We start from the raw sequence: 25,263 nt of genomic DNA, 5'->3' as shown, positions 1-25,263 counted from the left end.
TTTAATTCTATTAATTAAAATCCTACATTAATACCAAAAGTCCACGTACGAGGCACAGGGTATGATGAACGGTCGTCACCAAGATAGAGTACACTGGTTCCTCCATTTGAATCCAGGTCACTTACTTCAGGGTTATTACCTGAATAACCGGTAAATGTGTACAACTGTTGTACACTACCATATACTCTCAGATTTTTAATAAAGCTGATGCGGTTTACATCCACATTATAACCCAATGTTACGTTTTTAATGGTAAGGAAGCTACCATCTTCTATGAAGCGGCTGTTGAACCAGTCGCGCTCCATTCCGGTATTGTACATTGTTGTTCCGTATAAACCAGCTCCAACATTATCAGGAGAGCGCCATCTGTCTTTTACTTCACTTAAAACGTTGAAAACTCCATCGAGGTTAGTTGCTCCGGTTTCAAACCTGTTGGCAATGTCATTTCCGTATGAGCCGGCCATGGTAATTGCCAAATCAAAGTTTTTATAGTTAAAGGTGTTGGTCATACCAAACAGGAATTTTGGAGTAGGATCACCTATAACTGTGCGATCGCCGCCGGTGTCTGTATTCAAGATCTCTCCATCGTCGTTAACATCTTTAAATTTAACAGTACCTACTGCTGATTGTGATGCTTTGGCCGAGCTGTCGTATTCTTGTTGATTATCGTATACTCCATCGTGTACTAATCCCCAGAATAAACCAATTCTGTCTCCAACACGTGTAACGTGTCCTCCGCCATAAATGGCATCAACATTATCAGCCAGCGAAACAACTTCGTTGTCGTTGAATGATATATTAAAATGAGTATTCCATTTAAATTCGCCTACAAGGTTTCTGGACTGGATAGAAATTTCGTGTCCCCAGAATTTAATTTCGCCGGAATTACCCATGAATGAACTAAACCCTGATGATTGAGGAATGGAGAAACTGTACAGCAAGTCGGTAGTTTTTTTATGGTAATAGTCGTATGCCAGATCAACTCTGTTATCGAATATTCCAATATCAATACCAATGTCCAGCTGGTTTGTAGTTTCCCATCCCAGTTCAGTATTGCTAAGGTTTTCTACATAAGATCCAGGTTCGACGTTACTGCCAAAGATCGCATTTTCACCGAGGGTTACCAATGCAAACTGGGTATAGTTACCAATGTTATTGTTACCGGTAACACCCCAACTGGCGCGCATTTTACCCATAGAAATCAGACCTCCCTGAGGGAAGAAACCCTCTTCGGAAAATACCCATGAAGCAGATACTGAAGGGAAATATCCCCAGCGGTTATCTGAACCGAATCGAGAAGAGCCATCAGCTCTGATTACTGCCGATACGTTATAACGTCCCTGATAACTGTAGTTGGCACGTGCCAGGTAAGAGATCAGCGCCCATTCATTATATGAACCATCGGTTCCGTCTTCCAACAGATTTACAGCTGCATCAACATCATTAATCCTGTCATCCGGGAAGTTCTGGGCAGCTATTGAATTTACTTTAATTTTATTTTTCTGAACCGTGTAACCACCAAGAAGATCAATATTATGATCATCAATATCCAGGTTGTAGGTTACCGTATTTTCATTTAACCACGACTGGCTCCAAACATAGCCTAAATTAAGGAAGTTTGTTACCGGTGGTGATGTAGCAAAACCGGTAGATGCAGTGGATGGGTTCCATAGTTTTGACTTTTCAACATTCATTTGCAAGTTGATTGACGATTTAAAAACCAGGTTTTTAACCGGCTCAACTTCAATGTATGCATTCGAAAGCAGTCTCAGATTGTTGGTATTATTTTTAATCTCCTGAGCTCCGCGATAATAGTTAGGAGTTGGGAAACCACCATTTGCCGGACTCCACGCTGCTAATGGCAATGAACCGTCTGCATTTTTGTATTCGTAGATCGGCCAGGCCAGTAAGGCGTTATAGGTTAAGTTACCGGTCCAGAAGTTACCCGATGTATTTGGTGAAAAATCTTTGCTTAACGATGGTGCTACATTGAATCCAAAACGCAATTTTTCGTTTACATCGAAAGTAGAGTTCATACGTAAAGAAAAACGCTCGTAGCCCGAATTCAGCAAAATACCCTCCTGGTTGAAATATCCGGCAACAACCGAAGTGCTAAACCTTTCGGTTGCACTCGACAATGTTAATGTATAATCCTGAATTGGTGCGGGATCAAACATAACATCGTACCAGTCGGTGCCTTCGCCGTATTGCGATGGATTTTGAAACGCTGCAGGAACATCCTGACCTAAATCTTCGTAAGATTCTTTTTTGAATTGGGCAAATTCTGTAGCATTCATTAAATCAGGACGTCCGGCTTGTGGTAAGGTTTGAACACCATAATAAGCCGATAGTTCCACATTTGTTCTTCCTACTCGTGCCTTTTTTGTTTCGATAAGCACAACTCCATTGGCAGCTCTTGAACCGTAAAGTGCGGTTGAAGAAGCATCTTTTAGGATGGTAATATTTTCAATTTCGTCGGGATTAATACCTGACAGGTCGCCGGTAATCGGGAATCCGTCAACTACGTATAGCGGTTCGGTACTTGCATTAATAGACCCGGCTCCTCTGATACGGATGGATAAGGCTTCACCCGGGATACCTGTTCTTTGATTGATCTGAACACCCGTAACTTTACCCTGAAGTGATTGTGCTAACTGCGCCGAAGGAATATCTTTTAAATCTTCTGCGTTAACGGTTTGTATCGAACCGGTTACAGTTCGTTTGGTTTGTGTACCATAACCAACAGCCACCACTTCTTCCAGTCCGATGGTTTCTTCTTCAAGACTCACATAAAATTCAGTTGTTGAACCAATGGGCAGCTCCTGCGCTTTCATTCCTACAAACGATACCTGAAGTATCTCTGCATCTTCTGGAATACTCAATATAAATTTGCCTTCAAAATCGGTTACTGTACCAACTGTAGTTCCTTTTACAACAACAGTAACACCGGGCAAAAATTCGCCTGTGCTTTGTGATGTAACCGTTCCCCGAATTTCCTTCTCTTGCTGAGCAACCAAAATGCCCGTATTTGAAGTTGGTTTTAGAATAATCTGCCTGTTACTGATTTCGTACTCTACATTTGCGGCAGAACAAATGCTTTCAAGGATTTCTTCAACAGTTACCTCTTCCTGGTTGATAGAGTAGTTTTTGGTTTCGTCTAAAATTTCGTCGCGATAAAGAAAAACATAATCAGTTTTGTCTTCGATGGTATTTAAAATCTCTTTTAATGTTGCCTTCCGGAAATCAAGCGAAATCTTTTCTTGTGAGAAACTATTCCCGAAAGAAACAAATACCAGCAGTGTTAGAATTAGTGTTAGTTTCATTTTCCTTAATTGTAGGCTTATATCTCCCATACACGGGAAATATAATTCTCGTTTTTTTTTCATAAGTTTGAACTGTTAAATGGTTATTAAATAAAATTTTAATGCCAAAAAACCGGAGGGTGGTAGTAGACTTTCCGGTTTTTCCGTTTTAATTGGTTATTTCATAGAAATTCTCTCCTTTCCTGTTTATTTTAACTGATGCTGCTGTGGCCACTCTTTGTAAAACTTCCTCGCGGTTATCATCCAAATCGAGTTTCCCTGAAATTTTAAGGGTTCCCAACATTACATCGTTATATTTTATTTGAATATTATAGAAACGTTCAAGCTTTTTAGTCACACGATTTAAATCGGAACTGTCGAATTTAAAGATCCCTTCCTGCCACAAAATGTAGTTCTCTACATCCACATCTTTTACCTTTGTTTCTCTCAAAGTACGATTGAATGTAGCTTTTTGGTTAGGTTCTAAATCAATGGTTTCATCAAAAAGACTGGATTGATTTTGGCGTATTCTAACTTTTCCTTCGGCTAAAACGGTTTCGTAAATATTATCTCCGGCATAAGCCGATAAGTTGAACCTGGTACCCAAGACCTCGATATTGATGTCGGTGGTTTGCACAACAAACGGGTGATCAGCATCTTTATGAACATCGAAGAAGGCCTCTCCAACAAGAAATATTTCGCGTTTTGCTTTTGAAAACTGATCAGGATAAACCAGTTTACTTCCTGCATTTAATGTTACTTTCGTTCCATCGGGCAAGATTAATGTTGTCATTTTACCATGCGGAATAATGAGTTGATTCAATGCATTTTTAGCCTTCTTTTCCTTAGGTTTTGATTCGAGTACATTATTGTTAACTATTACTTGTCCGTTGCTTTTATACTCAATGGTTGACTTTTCTTCTTCGATAATCACATTTTCACCATCAGATCGAATAAGTTGGGCATTATTATTCGCTGCCGGTTCAGAAAAACTCTCGCTAAAAAACTGATGGTTGAGGCTATCTTGTTTGTAAAAAATAATCACTCCAAGCGAGAAAAAGAGAATGGCAACAGCAGCATACCTGGTAAGTACCAGTAATGGTCGTATTTTTTGCTTCCTCTGTTCTTTTGCTTCAACCTGCTTTAAGATTTGTGCAAATAGTTTTAGCTTTTCATCCTGGCTGAGTAGCCTTTCTTTTGTATCGAATTTTTGAAGAATGTTTCGGGCTAAAAGTATGTTTTGTTTTTCTTTTGGATTTTTTATTTCGAATAGTTCCCACCAACTTTCCAGTTCAGGTGTAGGGTTAAATATCCAATCAACAAAATTCTTGTCTTCAAGATATTGGCTGATCCGTTTCATTGAAATCGTTTAGTTTCTATAAAAGGAAACGAATGTGCCGGATATGGACACTATTATCATAAAAAATATTGACGAAATATGTAAGAGTCAGAAATACAGTGCATTAGGTGGTAGAGGAATTCGGCGTGAAAAGCAGAAAAAAATTGATATTCTCGCTTTTTAAAAGTTCTTTTACCGATTTTATAGCCCTGTAAATTTGTTTGCGGGCCGATTCAACAGAGATATTTAACACCTGGGCTACCTCGGTATATTCAAGTGCCTGATTAAATCGCAGGTATATGGCTTCTTTTTGTTTTGCAGGAAGTTGGCTAAGAAGCTTGTTTATCCTCCTGTTTATCTCTTCTTCCTGCTCTTTGTCGATAATCCGGGTTTCGATGCTGTATTCGGGAACAAAATCAATTTCGTTGGTTGTTTCAGTAAAACGCCGTTCTTTTTTTAGTCGTTTTATCAGGTTTCTTTTTAGCGCAAGCAGCAGGTAAAATTTCAATCTGTAGGGATCAGCCGAGTTGGAATTACGTTTAAGGTACAGGTCGAGAAACACTTCCTGAATGGCATCTTTTACCGAATCTTCGTCTGCCATTATTTTAATTCCGTACTGAAAAAGTGCGTCGATGTGAAGATTATAAAAGTAAGCAAATGACTCCTTATTGCCTGAGAGAAAGGCATTCCACTCCAATTCAAGAAGATTTTTGTCACTATACTTCATGCATCGTTTACTCAAAAGTTCCAGGTTCGTCGCAAACAAAATTAAAAATATAGCAATAGGAAACAACCTTTTTTAGGACATAAAAAAAGGAAGCAATTGCTTCCTTTTCTATTTTATAAAACGATATCGCTTATTGTAATTGTACTAAAACAACTGATTTCGATGGTAGCTCAACGGTTAATTTACCGTTTTTAGGTTTTGCTACATCAAAGTCTTTTAAGGTTACCGTTTCCTGCCTGCCAAAATCGTTATAGTTATTCATTTTGTCTGAAGTAATGATCTGTCCTTTTGCTGAAGAAAAGTCATCTCCTGTTACTTCAATTTCGATTGTTTCGCTTTTGTTTGGATCCAGGTTACACAATGTAATTGAAACCACACCGTCTTTTGTTGAAGCCGATGTATGAACTGCCGGTACTGATTTTCCGTCGAATTCGTATTGTTCTGTTTTCAGGTTCGTCGGGATCAGTTTTGCATCCTGGTGAACGCTGTACATTTTGAAAACGTAGTAAGTTGGAGTCAACACCATTTCGTCTTCTTTGGTAAGAATAACCGATTGCAAAACGTTAACAGTTTGTGCAATGTTACTCATCTTTACACGGTCGGCGTTGTTGTTAAAAATATTCAGGTTGATACCGGCTACCAACGCGTCGCGCAAAGTGTTTTGCTGGTAAAGGAAACCTGGATTTGTACCTTCTTCAACGTTGAACCAGTTACCCCATTCATCAACGATCAGACCAACACGTTTTTCAGGATCGTATTTGTCCATAATAGTTGAATGACGGTTAACCAGTGTTTCCATATTCAAGGTATTGTTCATTACCGAAATCCATTCTTTTTCGCCAAAATCAGTTGCGTGTCCTTTGTCTTCCCACGAGTTGGTGAACGTGTAAGCGTGTAACGAAACTCCCTGTACAAGGTGCGGATGACGCATGGTTTTTTGCATTACAACTTCCATCCAGTTGTAATCGGCGATGTTTGGTCCGCCGGCAATTTTATATTCTGCACCACCACAGTAGCTGGCAAAACGGTTGTATAAATCCGAATAATATTCAGGAGTCATGTTTCCACCACATCCCCAGTTTTCGTTACCGATGCCCCAGTATTTTACATCCCATGGCTCTTCACGGCCGTTCTTTTTACGCAAGTCGGTCATTGGGCTAACATTCGACGATGTAACGTATTCTACCCATTCAGAAGCTTCCTGAACGGTTCCTGAACCAACGTTGATGTTGATATAAGGTTCTGCGCCAATAATCGAACAAAAATCAAGGAATTCGTGTGTTCCGAAGCTGTTGTCTTCAGTAACTCCACCCCAGTGAATGTTCACCATCGATGGGCGATCTTCTTTTGGACCAATTCCGTCTTTCCAGTGGTAAGTATCACCAAAACATCCTCCAGGCCAGCGTAGAATCGGAATTTCCATGTCTTGCAATGCACCGATTACGTCGTCGCGGAAACCACGAATATTTGGAATTTCAGAGTCTTCACCCACATAAATTCCGCCATAAATACAGCGGCCAAGGTGCTCGGCAAAGTGCCCGTAAATCTCTTTGTTGATTTGTGTTTCTGCCTGATCGGTGTGTAAAGTAAGTGTACTTTGTGCAAACGACACCGACACCGCTAAAAGAAGCAATGCAGAAAACGTGATTTTAATTTTTAACATGATATAGGTATTTAATATTTGTTTGAACTAATTATTGGCTTCACACAGGTTGTTATGTGATTAATTCCGGAAAACAAAGTTAGGCTTTCTTAACGATGATTCCCAATTGTAACGCTCGCGAACAATGTATTTTAGCTTACGAATGTCCCAGATTTATTCGCGAAGAATTACCGGTTTAACATACCCGTGATCGGACGCTACAATTTAACGACAGGCCAGTTTTCCTTATCCCATTTTATTTCGGTGATAATCAATTTTTGTCGTGCATTGTCGTGTGTGTCGTAGCCATGACAAACCAGGTAGTCGGTGCCGTTAAAAGTATAAGTCGCATTGTGTCCGATAGCATACCAGTTTTTATCTCCCTCAAGCACCAGTGAGCCTCCTCCTGCTTCCAGTGATTTTCCTTCTTTATCAACATACGGGCCTTCAATATTTTTTGAACGACCTACCATAATTTTATAAGTACTTTCCGGTCCGCGACAACAATAATCGAACGACACAAAGAGGTAATAAAAGCCATTCTTTTTGAAAATATAAGGAGCTTCTATTGCGCCGTCTCCGGCTTCGGTATCGTCAATGTCGAAACTTCTTTCACGTTTTGCAATGGTGTACCATTCTTCAGGTTGAGCAATGGTTTTCAGGTCGTCATTCATTTTTACCAGTTTCAAACCATTCCAGAACGAACCAAACGACATCCAAGGTTGCCCGTCGTCATCGAATGCAATGGCCGGATCGATGGCATTCCAGTCATCCCGTCCGGGTACCGACTGAATAATTTTTCCGTGATCAACCCATTTATAATCCGGGTCGTTGGCATCGAGTGTTTTTGTGGTGGCTACACCAATACACGAACTGTTTTTTCCAAACGCAGATACTGAATAGTACATGTAGTACAAACCATTGTGATAAATGATATCAGGTGCCCACATGTGGCCTGCGAAATCATCAATCGATGTATTAACCCACTCCGGAGTTTCTTCAAAAACACGGCCTTCTTTTGTCCAGTTTTCCATATCCGGAGACGACCAGATGGTAATTCCCAACCCGGTACAAAAGAGGTAATAGTTATCGTTTTCCTGTGTAATAACAGGATCGTGAACAAAGATTTGCGAAAATACCTTTCCTGAAAAAAGGATTAAAGCTATGAATATGAAAAGAGTTTGTTTCATTTCGATGTATTTATTGAATTCCTTCAGAGGTCATTACAACCCGCTGCATTGTTCCATCTTCGTTATAGTAAAGTGGGTCGATACAAACCGATCGACGGAAACTTCCGCCATTAGGTTGAATACCGCCTGTGTGGTAGAAGTAGTACCAGTTGTTTTTAAATTCGATAATGGCCTGGTGGTTTGTATTTGAATTACCGGCAAGCTCATTTAAAATGCCTTTGTACTCCCAAGGACCGGTAATCGATTTGCTCATTGCATAAGCCGTTTTTTCAGGAAACTGGTAGGCGTACGACAGGTAATACCAGTCGCCACGTTTATGAATCCATGGAGCTTCGGTGAAATTAGGCAACTCAACAGTGTGAATCTCGCCATCCAGCTCTATCATGTTCTCTTTTAGTTTGGCCCAGTAACAAACGGTATTTCCCCAGTACAGATAGGCCTGACCATCGTCGTCGATATAAACGGTCGGGTCAATGTCGTCCCAGCCAATCTGAGTATATTCAGTTGTCATGTCGTTTGTTACCAGCGCTTTTCCCAAAGCATCTTTAAACGGACCAATCGGGCTGTCGGCAACGGCTACTCCAATCGCTTTTCCGGGAATACTGCCGTGCTCAACGGTTACGTACCAGTAAAATTTGCCATCGCGCTCAATTACCTGAGCGGCCCAGGCGCTGTGTGCTGCCCACTCAAAATCGGAAGGTTTTAATGGTACCGGATGTTCTTCCCAGTTTACCAAATCGGTGGACGAGTAAACTAGCCACTCGTTCATCTCGTAAAAGTTCTTTTCCACCGGAGCCTGATCGTGGCCGGCATATAAATAAACCGTATCGTTGTATACCAAAGCGGCAGGATCGGCAGTGTATTTATCCGTGATTATTGGATTGTTTATCTTGAGTTCCTGTTTTGGGGAGGTAACTGCAACTTGTTGTTTTTCATCTTTTGTTTCCGGGGCGCAATTCCACAGAACTAAACCAAAAAGACAAAGTGTTGCTAAGTTTTTTAATGCGTTCATAATTAAATTTTGTACCAACTGAAACCTGCACTTTTTATGATAACTTGTACCGGCTTCAAAGATTTATTAATAATGGTTCGATTATTCTTTCAAGTAAAAATGTTGATGTTTAACTTATTAGTCTGTACAGCATAACATGCTTAATTTCTACTTCAAAGATTCAAAACAAAAATTATAAACAGGTGGAGTTTTAAATAATCGAGGTGGAGTTTTGGATAAAAATGGGTATAAAATTCATTTTCATCTTACCTTTAAATTACCTGTCTTTATTAAGAATTCAGTCCGATTTTTATCAGCCTGATTGTCAGTCGTAAACGATTATTTTTGATGGTTGTAAAAAAACAGCTAACCGGTAATCAAAGTCTGCTCAAACTTAAATTGAGCAGACTCTGAATTAACATGCATTTACCTAAAAATAATCTCTACCCGAAAACAACATTATTTCGACTTTTTGCCCCAATATGTTGCGTTCAGATTTTTTTCAGTTCCGGCGTAAACTAAGGTTACACGTCGTGGAGATGCTTCCCAGTCAACTTCGCGTTCAACGCAAACAATAACATTGCCCAGCGTAAGTTGCTTTTTGCTTTCATCGTAACTCCAGTTACCTGTTAATGCCCCCGACATTGTTCCGTCAGCTTTCAAGGTTAAGGATGTAGCACCATCTTGCTGAGCATACTTGTATGAGAGGTTGATATGCTCCCATGTTCCCACAAGAGAGTCTTGAGTAATAGTACCGTAATCTGGTACGCCTGCGTAACGTTCGGGCAATGCAATCGGCCATAAATTGTCGGGTTCGTTTACTGATGCAGGACACCAAACAATACGACGTACATGACCCATCATAATGGCATTGGCGTAGGCGTTACCTCCGGCATTAGCCGGTAAACGTCCCTGCGACATGTAAAACCAGTCGTCGGTATCTTCTTCCTGGAAAATACAGCAGTGTGCAATACCCACCCATCCGTTGCTCAAATTGAATTTGTATGGATGCGTAACGATAGGGTAGCAGTCGCCGTTTCCGTTGGTAAAATTACGTCCGGTAATATCGTAGTACGGACCTTCGATATTTTCGCTTCGTACTACACGTGTGTTGTACGGAACATCAAGTCCATCGTAAGCCATAAACAAGTAGTAGTATCCGTCTTTGTAAATTATTTCGGGCGCTTCGCTACCTTGCCAGCGCGATCCGTTGGTTCGTGTTCCAATTCTAACACCATAGCGCGATGTTAGCTCGCTTACACTGTTGGCCCAAGGATTTCCAAGTTCGTTAACCGGTTTTCCCGTGGTGGCATCAACCTGCAACAATGCAAAGCCGCTGTGCCACGAGCCGTGTATCAGGTAGTGGTTTCCATCGGGTGCCACAATATATGTCGGGTCGATGGCATTGTAGTAGAAATAACCACTCCAATCCGACAAACTTGAACGACTGTAGTCTAAACCAAGATCAGACGATGAACAGGTAACAAAACCTTTATCTTCCCAAACAGCTCCGGCCGGATCGCTTGATTCGCACATTCCGATAAATGCACGTTCTGTCCAACTGTTATCGAAGTTTGAAGAGGTGTTTACAGCACCGGTTTTAATGTAGTTATCGATTACAATGCTGTAATACATACGCAACACCTCTTGTCCGCCAACATTAACGCGGCGCACTACAGGTGCCCAGTAGCCATACGAAATGTTTTCTTCGGCAATGGCATCAAGCCCCATACGCGAACGAATCGAGTTCAGCGAGTCGGCTACCCAGGTAGGAGCGTCATAAAATGGTCCGCCTACCCATTCCCAGTTTACCAAATCGGTTGATCGTTTACCCTGAAAATGACCATGTCCCATGGCTTCGTTGCCATACGAGGCATCGGTACCGTACATGTAGTAATATCCATTGTAGTACGCAACTGACGGATCGTGAACGTTGGCCAGGTTCCACTGGTTTCTGTTCGACCAGGACGCGATCGACGAATAATCATCGGCATACGATGGTATGGTGAATTCTGTATCCGGGTCCGGATCAGGATCTTCACCTCCTCCATTTGGTTCAATATCATCTTTGCTACATGATGCAAAAATAAGGGTGGTTAGGCTAATGGCTATAATCGATAAATACTTACGTGTCATGTTTAATTTGTTTTCAAATGAAAAAAAACTTCCTTATCTACACAAAAAATATGCCGATAAGGAAGTCTCTAAAATAAGAGAATAATTCCTAGTCCAAATCTACAACCGGACGAACAGTGTACCCTTTTTCAAAGAAAGCAGGTCCGTTGTCTTCGTTGTTATTTGCTGAGTTACCTACCAAATTAGGGTTGGCATCAAGCGTTGACTGGTATATCGGGAAATATTCGTGTCCTTTATAGTAGTACTGGTACGAAGAACCGCTTGCAGTTTCGGCAGTAAGCTCATCTGTGTTAGCTGTGCCATCAAGCAAATAATAACCGTGTTCAGTAATCTGGTTCAAACGATCAGAGCTGTAGAAGAATCCCCAGCGAAGCAAGTCGATACCACGACCGTTTTCGCAACCAAATTCTTTCGGACGTTCAACGTTTGCAATCTGCTCGAACAATGCATCGGCAGAAGGGAAGTCGGAAAGTTGAAGATCTTCAAGTGCAACACGGTTACGCACCTCGTTAATGTAATCGATAGCTGTTTGTGTTGGACCATTGATTTCGTTTTCGCATTCTGCAGCACGAAGCAATACGTCGCTATAACGCATCATTCGCAGGTTAACACCGCAGTGCAAACCGTTGGTAATAGAAGCGTAGATATTGTTTCTTGCATTGGTAAATTTAGCGATTGATACACCTCCCTGAGAACTGTTCGACAGTGGAGTTGCAGTGATTTCCGCCTGGTAAACAACGTTGCTACGAGGATCGCCATTTGGATATGCATCAGTTTTTAATCCGGTGTAAGTATTATACTCCGGTTCGTAAGTTACCAGTGTCCAGTATAAACGTGGATCAAGACGGCCATCGGTACAATTCTCTTTTTTGAACAGGTTGTACAACCATGGAGAACCTGCAAGGTCACCCCAGCTACCCAGTTCCTGAGAAGCGTAGTTACTTTCTACTGCATGACCCTGAGTTGCTTCAGAGCTGATGTTTACAGGAGTCCACTCTTCGTCGGTACCACCGGTTCCGTAGTCCAAAAACTGAACTTCGAAAAGGCTCTCAGAGTTGTTTTCAGTGTCTTCTTTGAAGTTATCACCATAGTCGGCAGTCAATGCATATTGTCCGTAATTTCCGGCGATGATGTTTTTCAATACGGTATATGCGGCATCGAATTTATGACGGAACATTAATGTACGTGCCAAATATCCGGCAGCAGCACCACTTGTTGCACGACCTCCGGCCCACTCGCCACCTTCATCTTTCGATGGTAACATTTGCATAGCCGAAGTAAAGTCAGCTTCAATTTGGTCAAGAATTTCGTCTTGCGTATTGTTAGCTGCATACATGGTGTTGATATCTGCGTAATCTGCATAATCAGTAATCAGTGGTGCAGTTTGGTAATACGTTGTCAATTGGTAATAAGCCAATGATCTCAGGAACAAAGCTTGTCCGGCAATCTCATTGTACGAATCCTGCGACATTTCAACAGCATCAACTTTCGACAAAACAAAGTTGGTACGGTTAACCACATGGTATAAGTCGCGCCAAGGCCACTCAGCCATAAAGAAAGTAGCCGGACCATTCAGGTTGTCAGCATCTAAATACCACTGTTGAGATGAGTTCCATACTTCGTCGCCACGCACAGCATCCATTGTGTAGCCAACACGTGCAAAAGTACCTTCCAGACGAATACGGTTGTAACACGCAATAATAGCTTCCTGAAGCTCTGATTCAGTATTACCAAAATCGTAAGTAGTCTGGTTATTTGGGTTCGTAACATCGAGTTGGTCATTGCAGGCAGTTATACCTACAAAAAGCGCCAACATTGTTAGAAATATATTTATACGTTTCATGTTTTATACCCTTTATAAGATTATATTTTTAGAATGAGAAGTTTACTCCGAACATTATGGTTCGTGGTGTTGGATACGATGCATAGTTGTAACCCGGGGTGAAAGTACCTCCGGCAAAGTCTACATTGTAACCTTTGTACTTAGACAATGTGGCTAAATTTTGACCTGATGCATATAAACGAACGTTTGTAACATAACCTTTAAACCATTTGTCCGGGAAATTGTAACCCAATTCAACATTGGCAATTTTAAGGTATGTTGCGTCTTGTAAGTAACGCTCGCTGAACATGTCGTTGGTAATTGAACCTGTTGATTTAAATGCTACACGAGGTACATCGGTGTTAGTGTTTTCCGGTGTCCATGCATTCAGTAATTCAGTGCTTTTGTTCAATGCACCATACGAGCCGTTTAATGTCATGTCAACAAAGTCAACCGCTTTAAAACCGGCAGCTCCGTTTGTTGCAATACTCAGGTCGAAACCATTCCATTCGGCACGTGCGTTAAAACCAAAGTTTACACTAGGCAAACCGCTTCCCAGGTAGGTACGGTCGTCGCTGGTAATTTCACCGTCGTTATTAAGGTCGGCATATGCAACGTCTCCGGGCTGTGCACCGTTTTGAGTAATGAACATACCTTCATCGTTCACACGGTTATCAATTTCTTCCTGCGACTGGAAGATACCTTCGTAAACGTAACCATAGAATTCACCAACTTCGCGACCTACTTCTGTACGGCAGAAACCATCGGTACGAGGTTCGTTTGAAACACCTAATTTGGTTACTTCGTTGTTTAAGGTAGATAAATTGGCCGAAAGGTCGAACTTAACAGCGTGCTGACGATTGTGGTAAGCAACCAGGAACTCAAGACCTGAGTTTACCATTGTTGCAGCGTTCATCGTTACTGTTCCGTTGGTAGCACCAGCGTTGGCCGGTACAGCTACACTGTAAAGAAGATCTTCTGAAGTTGATTTATACCAGTCGAAAGTAAATTCCAACATATTGTTGAACATTCCCATGTCAAGACCAAAGTCAAGGGTTTTCTTTTTCTCCCATCTGATGGCAGTATTTACATAGTTTGAAATGGCCGATCCGGTAACTTTATTGTTATCGAAGCTATAAGTATAGTCGCCACGCGCCATAACATCCATGTATTGGTACTCTCCAATGTTTTCGTTACCAAGCTCACCGTAACTACCACGAACTTTCAACAGGTTGATGATTGATTCGTCGATTGCGAAGAAGTTTTCACGCTCCATACGCCAACCGGCAGATACAGATGGGAACCAGTCCCAACGGTCGTCTGAAGAAAGACGACTTGAACCATCGCGACGAACAGTTGCCGAAAGCAGGTATTTATCATCGAAGTTGTAGTTGATACGACCGATGTAAGAAGCTAATACGTGTTCAGTTTCCTGGCTGTAAGCCGAAGTTTCGGCTGCGTTACCTACTTGCAGGTAATATGGTTCCGGCATGTTAACACCTGTACCTGTTAGTGTGTGGAACAGTTCGCGCTGGAAAGTCTGACCACCAAGTACATTAACGTGGTGACGACCAAAAGTACCATCGTATGTTAATGTGTTTTCGATAAGTGCATCGCTATAGCTGCGGTAACCTTGTGTCAGGTTCTCGTTACTTTTCGACAGGTAGTTTGTTGTACTCTGGATAAATGCAGGAACAAACGTAAAGTCTTTAGCAATGGTTTTGCTGTACGACAAGTTAAGGTTGTAGTTTAACTTGTGATTTTCGTTTAATTGTCCAACCATATCCAACAGGTCAACGTTTGCCGATCCTGATGCTACAATACGGTCAACTACTGAGTTACGCTCCAACAAGTTGTTGGTAAGCAATACGTTTGTTACACGCAAGTCGCCGTGTACATCGTCGTAGTAAGTTCCATAACCGTAAGAGTCGTATTGGTATTCTGACGCTGCAGAAATTTTGTCGTCCAATACCCAGGTCGATGCGTCGTAAGCTTTAATACTCGGAGGTAAAAGCAGTGCTGAAGCCATTACCGGATATTGTGCACCGTAAAGACCCTGAACATACTCGTTGGCGTTACTAAGCGCCATATTGTCCTGATCGCTGTGGCTGTATACAATGTTTGTTTTGAATTTGATGAACTTCACATCCATTGTATTATTTACACGTGCAGTGTAACGTTCGAAGTTAGGGCCTGCACCTTCCATTGTTCCTTTTTGACTGTAGTAGTCGAGCGCAATGTTGTAAGTGTTGTTTTCGCCACCACCCGAAAGGTTAATGTTGTGGTTTTGACGAACACCTGTTTTAAATGTCTCGTCGAACCAGTTAGTGTTAATCTCGTTCGGATCAAGGTAATTTTCGCTTGTTGGATCATATCCTGAAGGAACGTCCATGCCACTGTTTCCAAATGCCATTGTAACATACTCGGCATATTGTGTAGCATCCATTACTTCGTATACATCTTTTTGTACCTGGTCGATACCCATGTAACCTTTGTAATCGATCTTCATCGGCTGGTTTTTCTTACCTTGTTTTGTAGTAATAATTACCACACCGTTTGCAGCACGCGAACCGTAGATTGCGGCAGCCGAAGCATCTTTAAGTACCTGAAGTGTTTCGATATCGTTTGGCGAGAAATCGCGGATTGTTGTTCCCATTGGTACTCCGTCAACCACATAAAGTGGCGAAGTGCTACCAAATGAACCAATACCACGAATACGTACTGTTGGATCGGCTCCCGGTTGTCCGTCAGATGTAATCTGTACACCCGATACTTTACCCTGAAGCATGGTTGAGATGTTTGAGTTTGATACTTTTTTCATCTCCTCAGCATCTACTACTGCAACCGAACCGGTAAGGTCAACTTTACGTTGTGTACCGTAACCAACAACCACTACCTGCTCGAGTCCGATCATATCGGGAGCCAATGTGATGTTTCCAAGGTCAGCTTTTCCTTCAACGCTTACTTCAATACTTTTGTATCCGATAAACGATACAAGAAGTGTAGCATCCGAAGGAACCGAAAGAGTGAAGTTACCATCAATGTCGGTAATGGTACCATTTGTTGTATTACTCTGAGATATTGTTGCGCCCGGAAGAGGTTCTCCGCTTTCGTCAACGATTTTACCTTTTACTGTTATGTTCTCTTGTTGAGCCGTTGACATCTGGTCGGGATTACCGTTTCCTTCTGCATAAGCAGCGGTTCCGAATGTCAGTAATCCCAACAGGATTAAATATAAATATTTCATAATTTAAATATGTTTTATCTTATTGATTATTCTACAATTACGAGATATGACACCTCTGTTACAAGTGCACAATTCAAATCAGCACTGTCAACAGTAATTCCTGCATACTTTTGGAAATGTGTTTCACCATTATTATAGGTTACATTGTAAAGTATATCCGCAGTATTGTCACCGTTGTTTGTTACAGTAATAACTACTTTAGAACCATTAATGCTTGATGTGAATATATCCCAGTTCCAGTCAGAAGTTACGGTGGCTGTAGCATAACCGTCGCCCCATCCGAAACTGTCCATTCGAACTACAGCGTTTTCTGTCAAATCTGCTTTGCGAAGAATAGTACATGGACTGTGCCAGTTCGCAAGATTATCTGAGTAACAATACATGGTAATTGTTTTACTCGAACCTGATGGAACATTATAATCATCAGAGAACTGTGTCCACCAACCTGTAGAGAAATCGTAAGCACCTACCTGGCCAATACCTTTTACAAGGTTTACTGAACAAGTTGTAGTAACTGTGCTTGTAGCTCCAACATACGAAATAGTAGCTTCCTGAGTACCTTCGGCAGGTGTAATTCCGCCAAAATTAAGTGATTCGTTTGATAACACTCCTGTTGTACCATCGGAATAATGAGCTGTTACAACTAAACCGGCAGTATTGAAAATAATATCCATGGTGTCGTTGTAGAAGTAATATGTCTGAATGTCAGGCAAAGTAGTAATCTCAAGGCTTGAAACCGAGTTGGTTACTTCCAGCGTATAGTAGGTTGACACAGCTTTAGTGAATTCACCTTGTTTTGTTTTACTGTACGAAACCAGTACTGTTTTTTCTCCAAGCGTAGTCATATCAGGAATTACGTTGAAAGAAAGATCAGCAGTATCAACTTCAGTAGAAGAACCATCGGCAAATGTAACAGTTGCTACACCGTCGCCCCAGAAGTCTTCATCGCCCAATTCAACAAACTCAGGAGTTCCTGAAATTGAAATTGAAACCGGCTCAACATCTTCTACTACAGTCATTTTAGAAGGCAGTAGGTAAGCGTTTTTCATTTCAAACCAGCTCGCGTCGCAAATTAGGAAAACGTTAAGGTCGGCACTGGCAGAAACCGGTTGCTGATAGGTTTCAGTCAGCACGGTACCATTTGTTCCAACAGCAGTTGCTGTTACATAAACATTACCGGTAACCGAATGATCAATTTCCATAGTAACGTTAGCACCGTCCATGGTAGTACGGAAATCGTTCCAGATATCTTCGTCACCGTCAGTGTCGGGATAATCCTGAGTGATCATAGCTCCGTCGTAATCATCGTTACCCCAACCATAAGCGTCAGAACGCAGAACAAAATACTCTGCGTAATTGTCTGCATCGCGATCGCCAGCTTCGTTGGTTACTGCTAAGTTCCAGTTGTTCCAGTTACTTGCGCTACCTCCGTTGTGGTTAATAAATTCCAACACCAATAACTTATTGGTAGGTACAGTAAAGTAATCAGAGAATGCTGTCCACCAGCCTGAACTGTAATCTTCAGCTCCAACAATTGCTGTAGTGATGTTTACATAAGTGGTGTCACCTGTATCGATACTTGCTTTTGCATCTGCTATTGAGTCAATCCTGCTCTGCAGGTCAGAGGGTGCATCAATTGAATAAGTATCCAATTCCTCACACCCAACCAAGCCAAATGCTGCTAAAACTGCTACGCACAAGGCGTATCTAATCAGTTTAGATGTTTTCATAAAATTAAATTTGATTATATTCATTCTTATTGTATTAAAAGATTCTTCGTAGATTTTACGTTCTGAAATTGATTTCAACAAATTACTTAAGCGATTCTAGATGCAATCACCGTGATGAAATCACCATCGATAACTGTCGCTTTTGTTTTGCTAATTTCTGAAAGTGTGGTATTGATTCCGGCATCGAATACTGCGCCGGTTTGAGTGTGTTGTGTAAAACTTACTCCCACAGAAAAAAGGAACAAGCACACAAACAGATAAGTTAAGTTCTTCTTCATAATTAATTAAATTGGTTTTCAAAAAATTCTGTTGGTAAAATTAAATAAGGCACCTGATTGCCGGGTGGACAATTGAATATGCTTAGTGGACGATTGTGGAAAACTGATTTGGAGAGGTATTCCCGGTGTTTAAAGCTGTAATCAGGTCTTTTTTAGATAGTCGCGCGGGCTTATTCCGTAGAATTTCTTGAAGATACGACTGAAGTATTTTGGGTCGTTAAAACCGGTTTTAAAGGCTATTTCGGATATGGATTGATCGGATGATTTAATCAGTTCAACCGATTTTTTCAGTTTGTATGAATTAATAAAATCGGTAATGTTCAGATCGGTTAGGGCCTTGATTTTTTTATACAACAAACTGCGACTTACAAACATTTCGCGTGCAAATTGTTCTACCGAAAAGTCGGGTTCGCTGTAATTTTTCTCCAAAATCTGGTAAGCTTTTGTAATAAATTCCTCATCCAGTTTATTCAACGAAATCTTTTCGGGAGCAACCTCTTCCGGACCACTAAACAGGGTTTTAATTTTTCTGCGCGATTCGATGAGGTTGCGCATTTTTAGTTGCAGAATTTGCAGGTTGAAAGGTTTTGGAATGTAGTCGTCGGCACCGGTTTCCAATCCTTCAATCCAACTTTCCACCATGTTTTTTGCCGTTAGGAGAATAATCGGAATGTGGCTGGTTTGGATGTTCTTTTTCAGTCGGCTGCACAATTCAATTCCGTCCATAACGGGCATCATCACATCGCTGATAATCAATTCGGGTGAATACTTTTTAGCCATTTCAAGGCCAATTTTACCGTTCTCGGCACCCAAAACACGGTATTCCGAGCGCAGCGTTTGCATCAGGAAACTGCGTAAATCGAAATTGTCTTCAACAATTAAAATGGTTGGTTTTGTTTTGTTGTCGCTTGCTTCTTCTTCGTGTTCGTATCCGCTACTGCGGGCAACAATGTGCTCCGAAAGTACATTCACCCGGCCTTCAAGATTAATTTCGGTAGGTACACTGGTTTCGTTAATGTCTTCCGGTTTAAAACGTTCTTTCGAATAAGGCATACAAACCGTAAAAATACTTCCTTTCCGCGGTTCGCTTTGCACTTTAATTTCGCCGTTTAGAGCCTGAACGATTTCGTAGGTAAGTGCCAAACCGATTCCCGAACTGGTAAAATCGGTTTCTTTTCCCGATTCCGCATCTTTATAAAAGCGGTTAAAAATGTGTGGTAAATGCTCTTTTGATATTCCTCTTCCGGTATCGATAATGCTGATGGCTACAAATGGTGCAGCTATGCAGTTCTCACGGCTTTCGAAAATCTTATCAATTTTTAAGGTAATCGATCCTGTAGGAGGGGTGTTTTTAAACGCATTGGAAAGCAGGTTGTAAAAAATGTTTTCAATTTTCTCGGCGTCAAACCAGGTTTCGTCGCTAATGTTGGTTTGTACAAACTGGTAGTTAATTTTTTGGTGTTCTGCCAGGTCTTTAAACGACTCGAAAATGCCATGTAAAAATTCCTGCAGATTGCCTTTACTGACGTTCAGTTTTAGTTTTCCGGTTTCAATTCGGCGGAAATACAGCAGCTGGTTAATCAGGTGCAACAAGCGTTGTGCGTTGCGGTTGATAATGCTTAAAGTGTTGTGTGTATTGGTATCGGCATGCAGGTTTTTCATCAGTTGCTCCAGCGGGTCGATAATCAGTGTTAACGGTGTGCGGAATTCGTGCGAAATATTGGTAAAGAATCGCAAACGCAACTGGTTTACCAGCTTTACTTTTTCGTTCAGAGCGATCACCTCATCGCGTTGTTTGGCAATTTGCTCGTTTTGTTTTTCAAGCTCTTCTTTTTGCTCTTCGATTTTATGGGTGCGTTCGCGTACCTGTTGTTCCAGCTTACGTTTTTGTTCTTTTAAGAATTGTGTTCGGTAACGGATGTAGATTAAAACCAGCGTGATAACCAACATTATTGCCAGCATTTGAAACCATGCCGTTTCCCAAAATGGTGGCACAATGGTAATCGTAAGTGCCGTATAATTCTCCGACCAGATTCCGTCGCTGTTGGCTGCTTTTACTTTAAAAGTGTATTCGCCTCCCGAAAGGTTGGTATAGTTGGCAAAGCGACGGGTAGAAGGCACTTCAACCCAGTCCTGATCAACGCCTTCCATTTGATAGGCGTATTTTATTTTGCCCGGCTGGAAATAATCCAACGCCGAAAATTCGATGGAGAAAACAGCATCTTTATAGGAAAGTGAAATTTTATCGGTTTCGCTTATTGGTGCGTCTAAAAGAACTTTTGAGTGGTATTTCTCGCCAATAACCACCGGATCGCTAAATACCGAAAACTGTGTAAATACGGGTTTCGGAATGTTAGGATACGATTCGAATTCTGCCGGATTAAAATAGTTCAGACCTTCAACACCTCCAAAGTATAAATTTCCCTGCTCGTCGCTGCACGACGACGACCAGTAAAACTGATCGCTCAGCAAACCATCGCTGGAATAGAAATTCTGGAAAGTTTCAGCTTCAGGACTAAATTTCGACAAACCGTTATCTGTCGAAATCCATAAATTACCCTGAGCATCTTCTTCAATGCCATAAGCAACATTATTGCACAAACCGTTTTGTTCGTTATAAGTTACAAAACCACCATTTTCTCCTTCGGTAAACTTACAGATACCGTTTCCGTAGGTGCCCAGCCAAACGGTTCCATCGTGCCCTTCAAACAGCGAAATGACATAATTGCCCGGTATTGAGGCTGAGTCTGCCGGATTTGTTACGTACTTCTCGAAATCGATTTGTAGCGTATTTTCATTAAAAGCGAGTAAATCGGAACGGTTAAAACGGTACAAACCATTTTCGGTACCCACCCAAACCCGGTTTTTGCTGTCGGTTAAAAGGCATCCGATTTCAAGGTCTTCGTCGATGTTCATTTTTTCGTGAACATGCAGGAAAATGCCATTTTCAGGATTGTAAATATCGAGTCCGCCACGTGTGCCGATTAAAATGTTTTTATCGTCGAGGTATTCCAGACTTGATATAAAGCTGCTGCACAACGTTTTTTCGTCGCCGGGAATGTTTACCAGTATTTCGAAACGATTTTGTTTTTCCGACAGCAATTTGTTTAAACCACCACCCCAGGTTCCCACAAGCAGGTGATTTTGGCTATCGCGAAGAAACGAAGTAACAAAGTCGCTGTTTATGCTTTGACTGTCATTGGTAAAATGCCTGAAACGGACAGTTTCGCGGCCATTTTTGCTAATGCGGTTAAGGCCGCCACCGGCTGTTCCAACCCACAAAACATCTTTTTCAGAGTATACCGAGTTAATGGTATTGTGGCTTATGGAATTGGGATTCGACGCTTCGTGCGTAATCGCGTTAAAAGGTTTCTGATAAGAATTGTAGTGGTTTATTCCGCCTTTTTCGGTACCGATCCAAATGTTGCCCAGTTCGTCGGCATAAAGCGAGTTGATAAACGGGTTGTTCAGGTATTTTCGCTCTTCAGTGCTTGCAGGCAGACTCGTAAACCGTTGTGTGGCCGGATCGTAAAAGTTTAAACCGCCCAATGTACCCACCATTATAATTCCGTGACGGTCTTCAATAATGTCGTAAACCGACAAGTGATTCAGGTCGTTTGGATTGTTGTTGTCGGCGCCGTAGTACGTTAGGTTAAGCGTGCTGGTACTGTAATGATACAATCCAACATCAACGGTGCCCAGCCAGATGTCTCCACTTCGGTCTTTAAGAATGGTTAGTATGTTTAAACCGCCAATCCCTTCAGTGTATTCGTAAAGGCGTTCCCACACCGGTTTGGGTTGTGCCCCCGACAAATTAATTACCGTTAATCCGTTGTTGGTGCCGGCCAGCAGATGGTTGTCGGGCAACAGGCATAAAGTATTTACATTTTTATCGGTCAGCTGGTTTTCAAAAACCGATTCAACCGAGCTTATCGTTTGCTGTTCGTAGTTGATTTTCCAGATCCCTTTTCCGGCTGTGGCCACCCAGATGGTATTATTGTGGTCGTTTATAATGTGCGTGATGGATGTTCCGCCGAGTTTCTCTGTTAGTTGTGGTTCTTTAGTAAATTTTAGCCGCGAATAGTCGAAAAAAGCAAGTCCTTTGTTTGTGCCCACCCAGAGGTTTCCGTTTTGGTCTTCGCAAAGTGTTTGTATAAAATTTCCGGGGAGCCACTTTTCCTGCTGGCTCTTAAAAATCTGGAAAGTATACCCGTCGAAACGGCAAAGTCCGTTCCAGGTGCCAAACCACATAAAACCCTTGCTGTCTTTTAAAATGCAGTCGATGGTGTTTTGTGGCAGACCTTCGTTTGTAGTGAGGTAATTCAGGCGGGGTTGTTCAAGAACAGTACTGTTTTGTGCTTCAAGGCCAAAGCAAATACGAAAAAACAGAAAGAAAAGAAAGCCGTATTTCAACACATTTTGCATTAGTACTATTCGTGTAAATTGTTGTCTACAAAACTATGTATTTAAATGAGATTGGGCAAGGAGCTTGGTTAGTAGTGCGTTTTTAAAGATATGTGCAAGTTTTCGAGCTATTTGTTTTAATAATACTTAGTCAATCATTCAGAAAGGGCAGGAGTTTGTTCTAATTTTGAGATAAGCTGTTCAGTGTTTGTTTTCAGTGGATGAATTGAACAGCAAAACTACAACCTTAGCTAAAATGAAAAACTTAAAAAAGAACAACAGCCGCCGAAACTTTATAAAAAAGACGTGTATATCAGGAACCTGTTTTTGTGGCTTTTTATCTGTTGCAAATACTGGTAGGGCAGAAGAATCCGCCAATCCTGAAAAATTACTGATGCAACAGTGGATTTCAGTACTTTTAAAAAGCATCGACGATAACACCAAAGTTTCGCAACAGATTTTGAAAAATTGTGCCCAGGTACATTTTCAGCATTTAGAAATGGAAAAAATACTAAAATCCTTCCGGGGCGACCTTGATAAATTCAATACATTTCTGGAGAACGAGTGGGGCTGGAAGATTGATTTTGATAAAGAGAGCGGAGTGCTGTTGGCCAACGAAAATAAGGACTATTGTGTTTGTCCGATGGTAAATCAGGAAAAAGGAGTGGACTCATCGATTTTGTGCTATTGTTCCGAAGGTTTTGCCGAGCGCATGTTTTCATTTGTTACCGGGCATGAGGTAAAAGCAGAGGTAATATCATCGATACATCGCGGAAATAATACCTGCATTTATAAAGTGCAGATCTAGTCAACGCCGGTTGCCTTTAACGAATATGTACAAGTTTTTACCGATTTGTCCACATAATTTGACCTAAAAGTGCCCGCTGAAAATAAGAGTTTGTTTTACTTTTGTTATGCCAATTGTTTCTCAGAGTGAGTTTTAAGCGAAACGATGAGATTACAATGGCAAATGCCGATAGTAAAATCAAAGAGGCTTTGGGAATGCATGACGCAAAGGCTCAATTTTATTTCTAATCGGTGTTACCATGCGTCAAGCGAATGTTTTGTAAATAAATTCAATAAAAATATGAAGAACTTAAAACTACTATCTATTGCAATTTTCTTTGCACTTTTTGCATGTAACAATCAGAAACAAGTTGAGCCGTTTGCCAAAGGCGAGTTTAAAACCTGGGCCGAAACGCCACCAATGGGGTGGAACAGTTGGGACTGCTACGGGCCAACCGTTGAGGAACACGAGGTAAAAGCCAATGCCGACTACATGGCCGAGAATATGAAGGATTACGGTTGGGAATACATTGTGGTTGACATCCGTTGGTTTGTTGAGAACGACAAAGCCGGTGGTTACAACCAAACCGATCCGATTTATGTAATCGACGAATACGGACGTTACCAACCTGCAGTTAACCGTTTCCCGTCGGCTGCCGATGGAAAGGGTTTTAAGGATCTGGCGGAATACGTGCACGGCAAAGGATTAAAATTTGGTATCCACATTATGCGCGGTATTCCAAAAGTTGCAGTTGAAAATAAATTACCGATTTTAGGAACCGACGGAATCACTGCCGATCAGATTTATTCTACAGAATTGCAATGCCCTTGGTTACGCGATAATTACACCATTGTTGCCGATAAACCAGGCGCGCAGGAGTATTACAACTCGATTATGAATATGTATGCCGACTGGGGAGTTGATTTTATCAAAATCGACGACTTGTCGCGCCCATACCACCAGGGAGAAATTGAACTGATCAGAAACGCTATCGACAATTGTGGCCGCCCGATCGTTTTAAGTACATCGCCGGGTGCTACACCAATTTCAGCTGCCGACCATGTAAAAGAACATGCCAACATGTGGCGTATGGTCGACGATGTTTGGGATTCGTGGTGGCATTTCGATCACCTGATAAAAGTGACTGAAGGATGGTATCCACACATTGCAGCCGGTACCTGGCCTGATTGCGATATGATTCCACTGGGTCGTATTTCGATTCGTGGCGAACGTGGCGAAGATCGTATGACACGTTTAACTCCGAATGAGCAATATTCATTCATGACTTTATTTACCATTTTTAAATCGCCATTGATGTTTGGCGGCGACCTGCCAAGTAACGATGAGTTCACCCTGTCGTTGTTAACCAACGAAGATGTGCTGAAAATGCACCGCGAAAGCGCCGATGTGAAACAACTTTTCCAGGATGAAACGAAAGTGGGTATCACCTCAAAAAATCCAAATACCGGCGAAGTTTACCTGGCATTTTTCAATCTTTCTGATGGCGAAGAGCCGTTAAATGTAGGTGTTGAACTTTCAGCCCTAGGTATCGATGGCGAATGTTCTGCAGTAAATATGTGGACGGGAGAAGACCTTGGAAAATTCTCCGGTTCCATTGATAAAAATCTTTCGGCACACGAAAGTATCTTGTTGAAACTACAACAGTAA

14 protein-coding genes are annotated in these 25,263 nt (G+C 41.6%); 2 read left to right on the top strand and 12 right to left on the bottom strand.

Features of this window, described 5'->3' with window-relative positions:
• Window positions 1–14: 14 nt before the first annotated feature.
• From SLH46_RS01165 to SLH46_RS01110, 12 genes are all read right to left on the bottom strand, one after another.
• Window positions 15–3,323 (bottom strand): SusC/RagA family TonB-linked outer membrane protein, encoded by a 3,309-nt coding sequence (locus tag SLH46_RS01165; RefSeq protein WP_320279302.1) that lies wholly within the window; start codon window positions 3,321–3,323, stop codon window positions 15–17.
• Between the two features lie 148 nt (window positions 3,324–3,471).
• Window positions 3,472–4,662 (bottom strand): FecR family protein, encoded by a 1,191-nt coding sequence (locus SLH46_RS01160; RefSeq protein WP_320279301.1) that lies wholly within the window; start codon window positions 4,660–4,662, stop codon window positions 3,472–3,474.
• Between the two features lie 103 nt (window positions 4,663–4,765).
• A complete protein-coding gene (locus tag SLH46_RS01155) occupies window positions 4,766–5,368 on the bottom strand; it encodes an RNA polymerase sigma factor (RefSeq protein WP_320279300.1) in 603 nt (200 codons plus the stop codon).
• 130 nt (window positions 5,369–5,498) lie between these two features.
• Complete coding sequence (locus SLH46_RS01150) at window positions 5,499–7,031, bottom strand: alpha-N-arabinofuranosidase (protein WP_320279299.1); 1,533 nt, start codon at window positions 7,029–7,031, stop codon at window positions 5,499–5,501.
• 197 nt (window positions 7,032–7,228) lie between these two features.
• Window positions 7,229–8,200 (bottom strand): arabinan endo-1,5-alpha-L-arabinosidase, encoded by a 972-nt coding sequence (locus tag SLH46_RS01145; protein ID WP_320279298.1) that lies wholly within the window; start codon window positions 8,198–8,200, stop codon window positions 7,229–7,231.
• A gap of 10 nt (window positions 8,201–8,210) precedes the next feature.
• The gene (locus SLH46_RS01140) at window positions 8,211–9,212 is read right to left on the bottom strand and encodes a glycoside hydrolase family 43 protein (RefSeq protein WP_320279297.1); all 1,002 of its coding nucleotides are present in this window, start codon (window positions 9,210–9,212) and stop codon (window positions 8,211–8,213) included.
• Between the two features lie 438 nt (window positions 9,213–9,650).
• Window positions 9,651–11,327 (bottom strand): arabinan endo-1,5-alpha-L-arabinosidase, encoded by a 1,677-nt coding sequence (locus SLH46_RS01135; RefSeq protein WP_320279296.1) that lies wholly within the window; start codon window positions 11,325–11,327, stop codon window positions 9,651–9,653.
• Window positions 11,328–11,415: 88 nt separating this feature from the next.
• Entirely contained in the window at window positions 11,416–13,170 is a 1,755-nt protein-coding gene (locus SLH46_RS01130) for a RagB/SusD family nutrient uptake outer membrane protein (RefSeq protein WP_320279295.1), read from the bottom strand.
• A 28-nt stretch (window positions 13,171–13,198) separates the two neighbouring features.
• Window positions 13,199–16,396 carry a SusC/RagA family TonB-linked outer membrane protein gene (locus SLH46_RS01125; RefSeq protein WP_320279294.1) on the bottom strand — a complete coding sequence of 1,066 codons (3,198 nt, stop codon included), beginning with the start codon at window positions 16,394–16,396 and terminating at the stop codon, window positions 13,199–13,201.
• Window positions 16,397–16,422: 26 nt separating this feature from the next.
• On the bottom strand, window positions 16,423–18,126 hold the full coding sequence (locus SLH46_RS01120; RefSeq protein ID WP_320279293.1) for a hypothetical protein: 1,704 nt from the start codon (window positions 18,124–18,126) through the stop codon (window positions 16,423–16,425).
• An 86-nt stretch (window positions 18,127–18,212) separates the two neighbouring features.
• Window positions 18,213–18,404, bottom strand: coding sequence for a hypothetical protein (locus SLH46_RS01115; RefSeq protein ID WP_320279292.1), 192 nt, complete (start codon window positions 18,402–18,404; stop codon window positions 18,213–18,215).
• A gap of 141 nt (window positions 18,405–18,545) precedes the next feature.
• Window positions 18,546–22,820, bottom strand: coding sequence for a hybrid sensor histidine kinase/response regulator transcription factor (locus SLH46_RS01110; protein WP_320279291.1), 4,275 nt, complete (start codon window positions 22,818–22,820; stop codon window positions 18,546–18,548).
• A 244-nt stretch (window positions 22,821–23,064) separates the two neighbouring features.
• Here SLH46_RS01110 and SLH46_RS01105 point away from each other — a divergent pair, with 244 nt between their 5' ends.
• Both SLH46_RS01105 and SLH46_RS01100 read left to right on the top strand, forming a co-directional pair.
• Window positions 23,065–23,616 carry a DUF6144 family protein gene (locus SLH46_RS01105; protein WP_320279290.1) on the top strand — a complete coding sequence of 184 codons (552 nt, stop codon included), beginning with the start codon at window positions 23,065–23,067 and terminating at the stop codon, window positions 23,614–23,616.
• A gap of 279 nt (window positions 23,617–23,895) precedes the next feature.
• Complete coding sequence (locus SLH46_RS01100) at window positions 23,896–25,263, top strand: glycoside hydrolase family 27 protein (protein ID WP_320279289.1); 1,368 nt, start codon at window positions 23,896–23,898, stop codon at window positions 25,261–25,263.

Origin of the sequence: Draconibacterium sp. IB214405 (assembly GCF_033963885.1) — a bacterium.
Classification (GTDB): domain Bacteria; phylum Bacteroidota; class Bacteroidia; order Bacteroidales; family Prolixibacteraceae; genus Draconibacterium.
Note: the sequence above shows the minus strand (reverse complement) of the source record. Positions and strands in the feature narration are given on the sequence as shown.

Bases quoted from the DNA above. Each gene is read 5' to 3' on its own strand.
- SLH46_RS01165 (WP_320279302.1), bottom strand. From the start codon at position 3,323: ATGAAACTAACACTAATTCTAACACTGCTGGTATTTGTTTCTTTCGGG.
- SLH46_RS01160 (WP_320279301.1), bottom strand. From the start codon at position 4,662: ATGAAACGGATCAGCCAATATCTTGAAGACAAGAATTTTGTTGATTGG.
- SLH46_RS01155 (WP_320279300.1), bottom strand. From the start codon at position 5,368: ATGAAGTATAGTGACAAAAATCTTCTTGAATTGGAGTGGAATGCCTTT.
- SLH46_RS01150 (WP_320279299.1), bottom strand. From the start codon at position 7,031: ATGTTAAAAATTAAAATCACGTTTTCTGCATTGCTTCTTTTAGCGGTG.
- SLH46_RS01145 (WP_320279298.1), bottom strand. From the start codon at position 8,200: ATGAAACAAACTCTTTTCATATTCATAGCTTTAATCCTTTTTTCAGGA.
- SLH46_RS01140 (WP_320279297.1), bottom strand. From the start codon at position 9,212: ATGAACGCATTAAAAAACTTAGCAACACTTTGTCTTTTTGGTTTAGTT.
- SLH46_RS01135 (WP_320279296.1), bottom strand. From the start codon at position 11,327: ATGACACGTAAGTATTTATCGATTATAGCCATTAGCCTAACCACCCTT.
- SLH46_RS01130 (WP_320279295.1), bottom strand. From the start codon at position 13,170: ATGAAACGTATAAATATATTTCTAACAATGTTGGCGCTTTTTGTAGGT.
- SLH46_RS01125 (WP_320279294.1), bottom strand. From the start codon at position 16,396: ATGAAATATTTATATTTAATCCTGTTGGGATTACTGACATTCGGAACC.
- SLH46_RS01120 (WP_320279293.1), bottom strand. From the start codon at position 18,126: ATGAAAACATCTAAACTGATTAGATACGCCTTGTGCGTAGCAGTTTTA.
- SLH46_RS01115 (WP_320279292.1), bottom strand. From the start codon at position 18,404: ATGAAGAAGAACTTAACTTATCTGTTTGTGTGCTTGTTCCTTTTTTCT.
- SLH46_RS01105 (WP_320279290.1), top strand. From the start codon at position 23,065: ATGAAAAACTTAAAAAAGAACAACAGCCGCCGAAACTTTATAAAAAAG.
- SLH46_RS01100 (WP_320279289.1), top strand. From the start codon at position 23,896: ATGAAGAACTTAAAACTACTATCTATTGCAATTTTCTTTGCACTTTTT.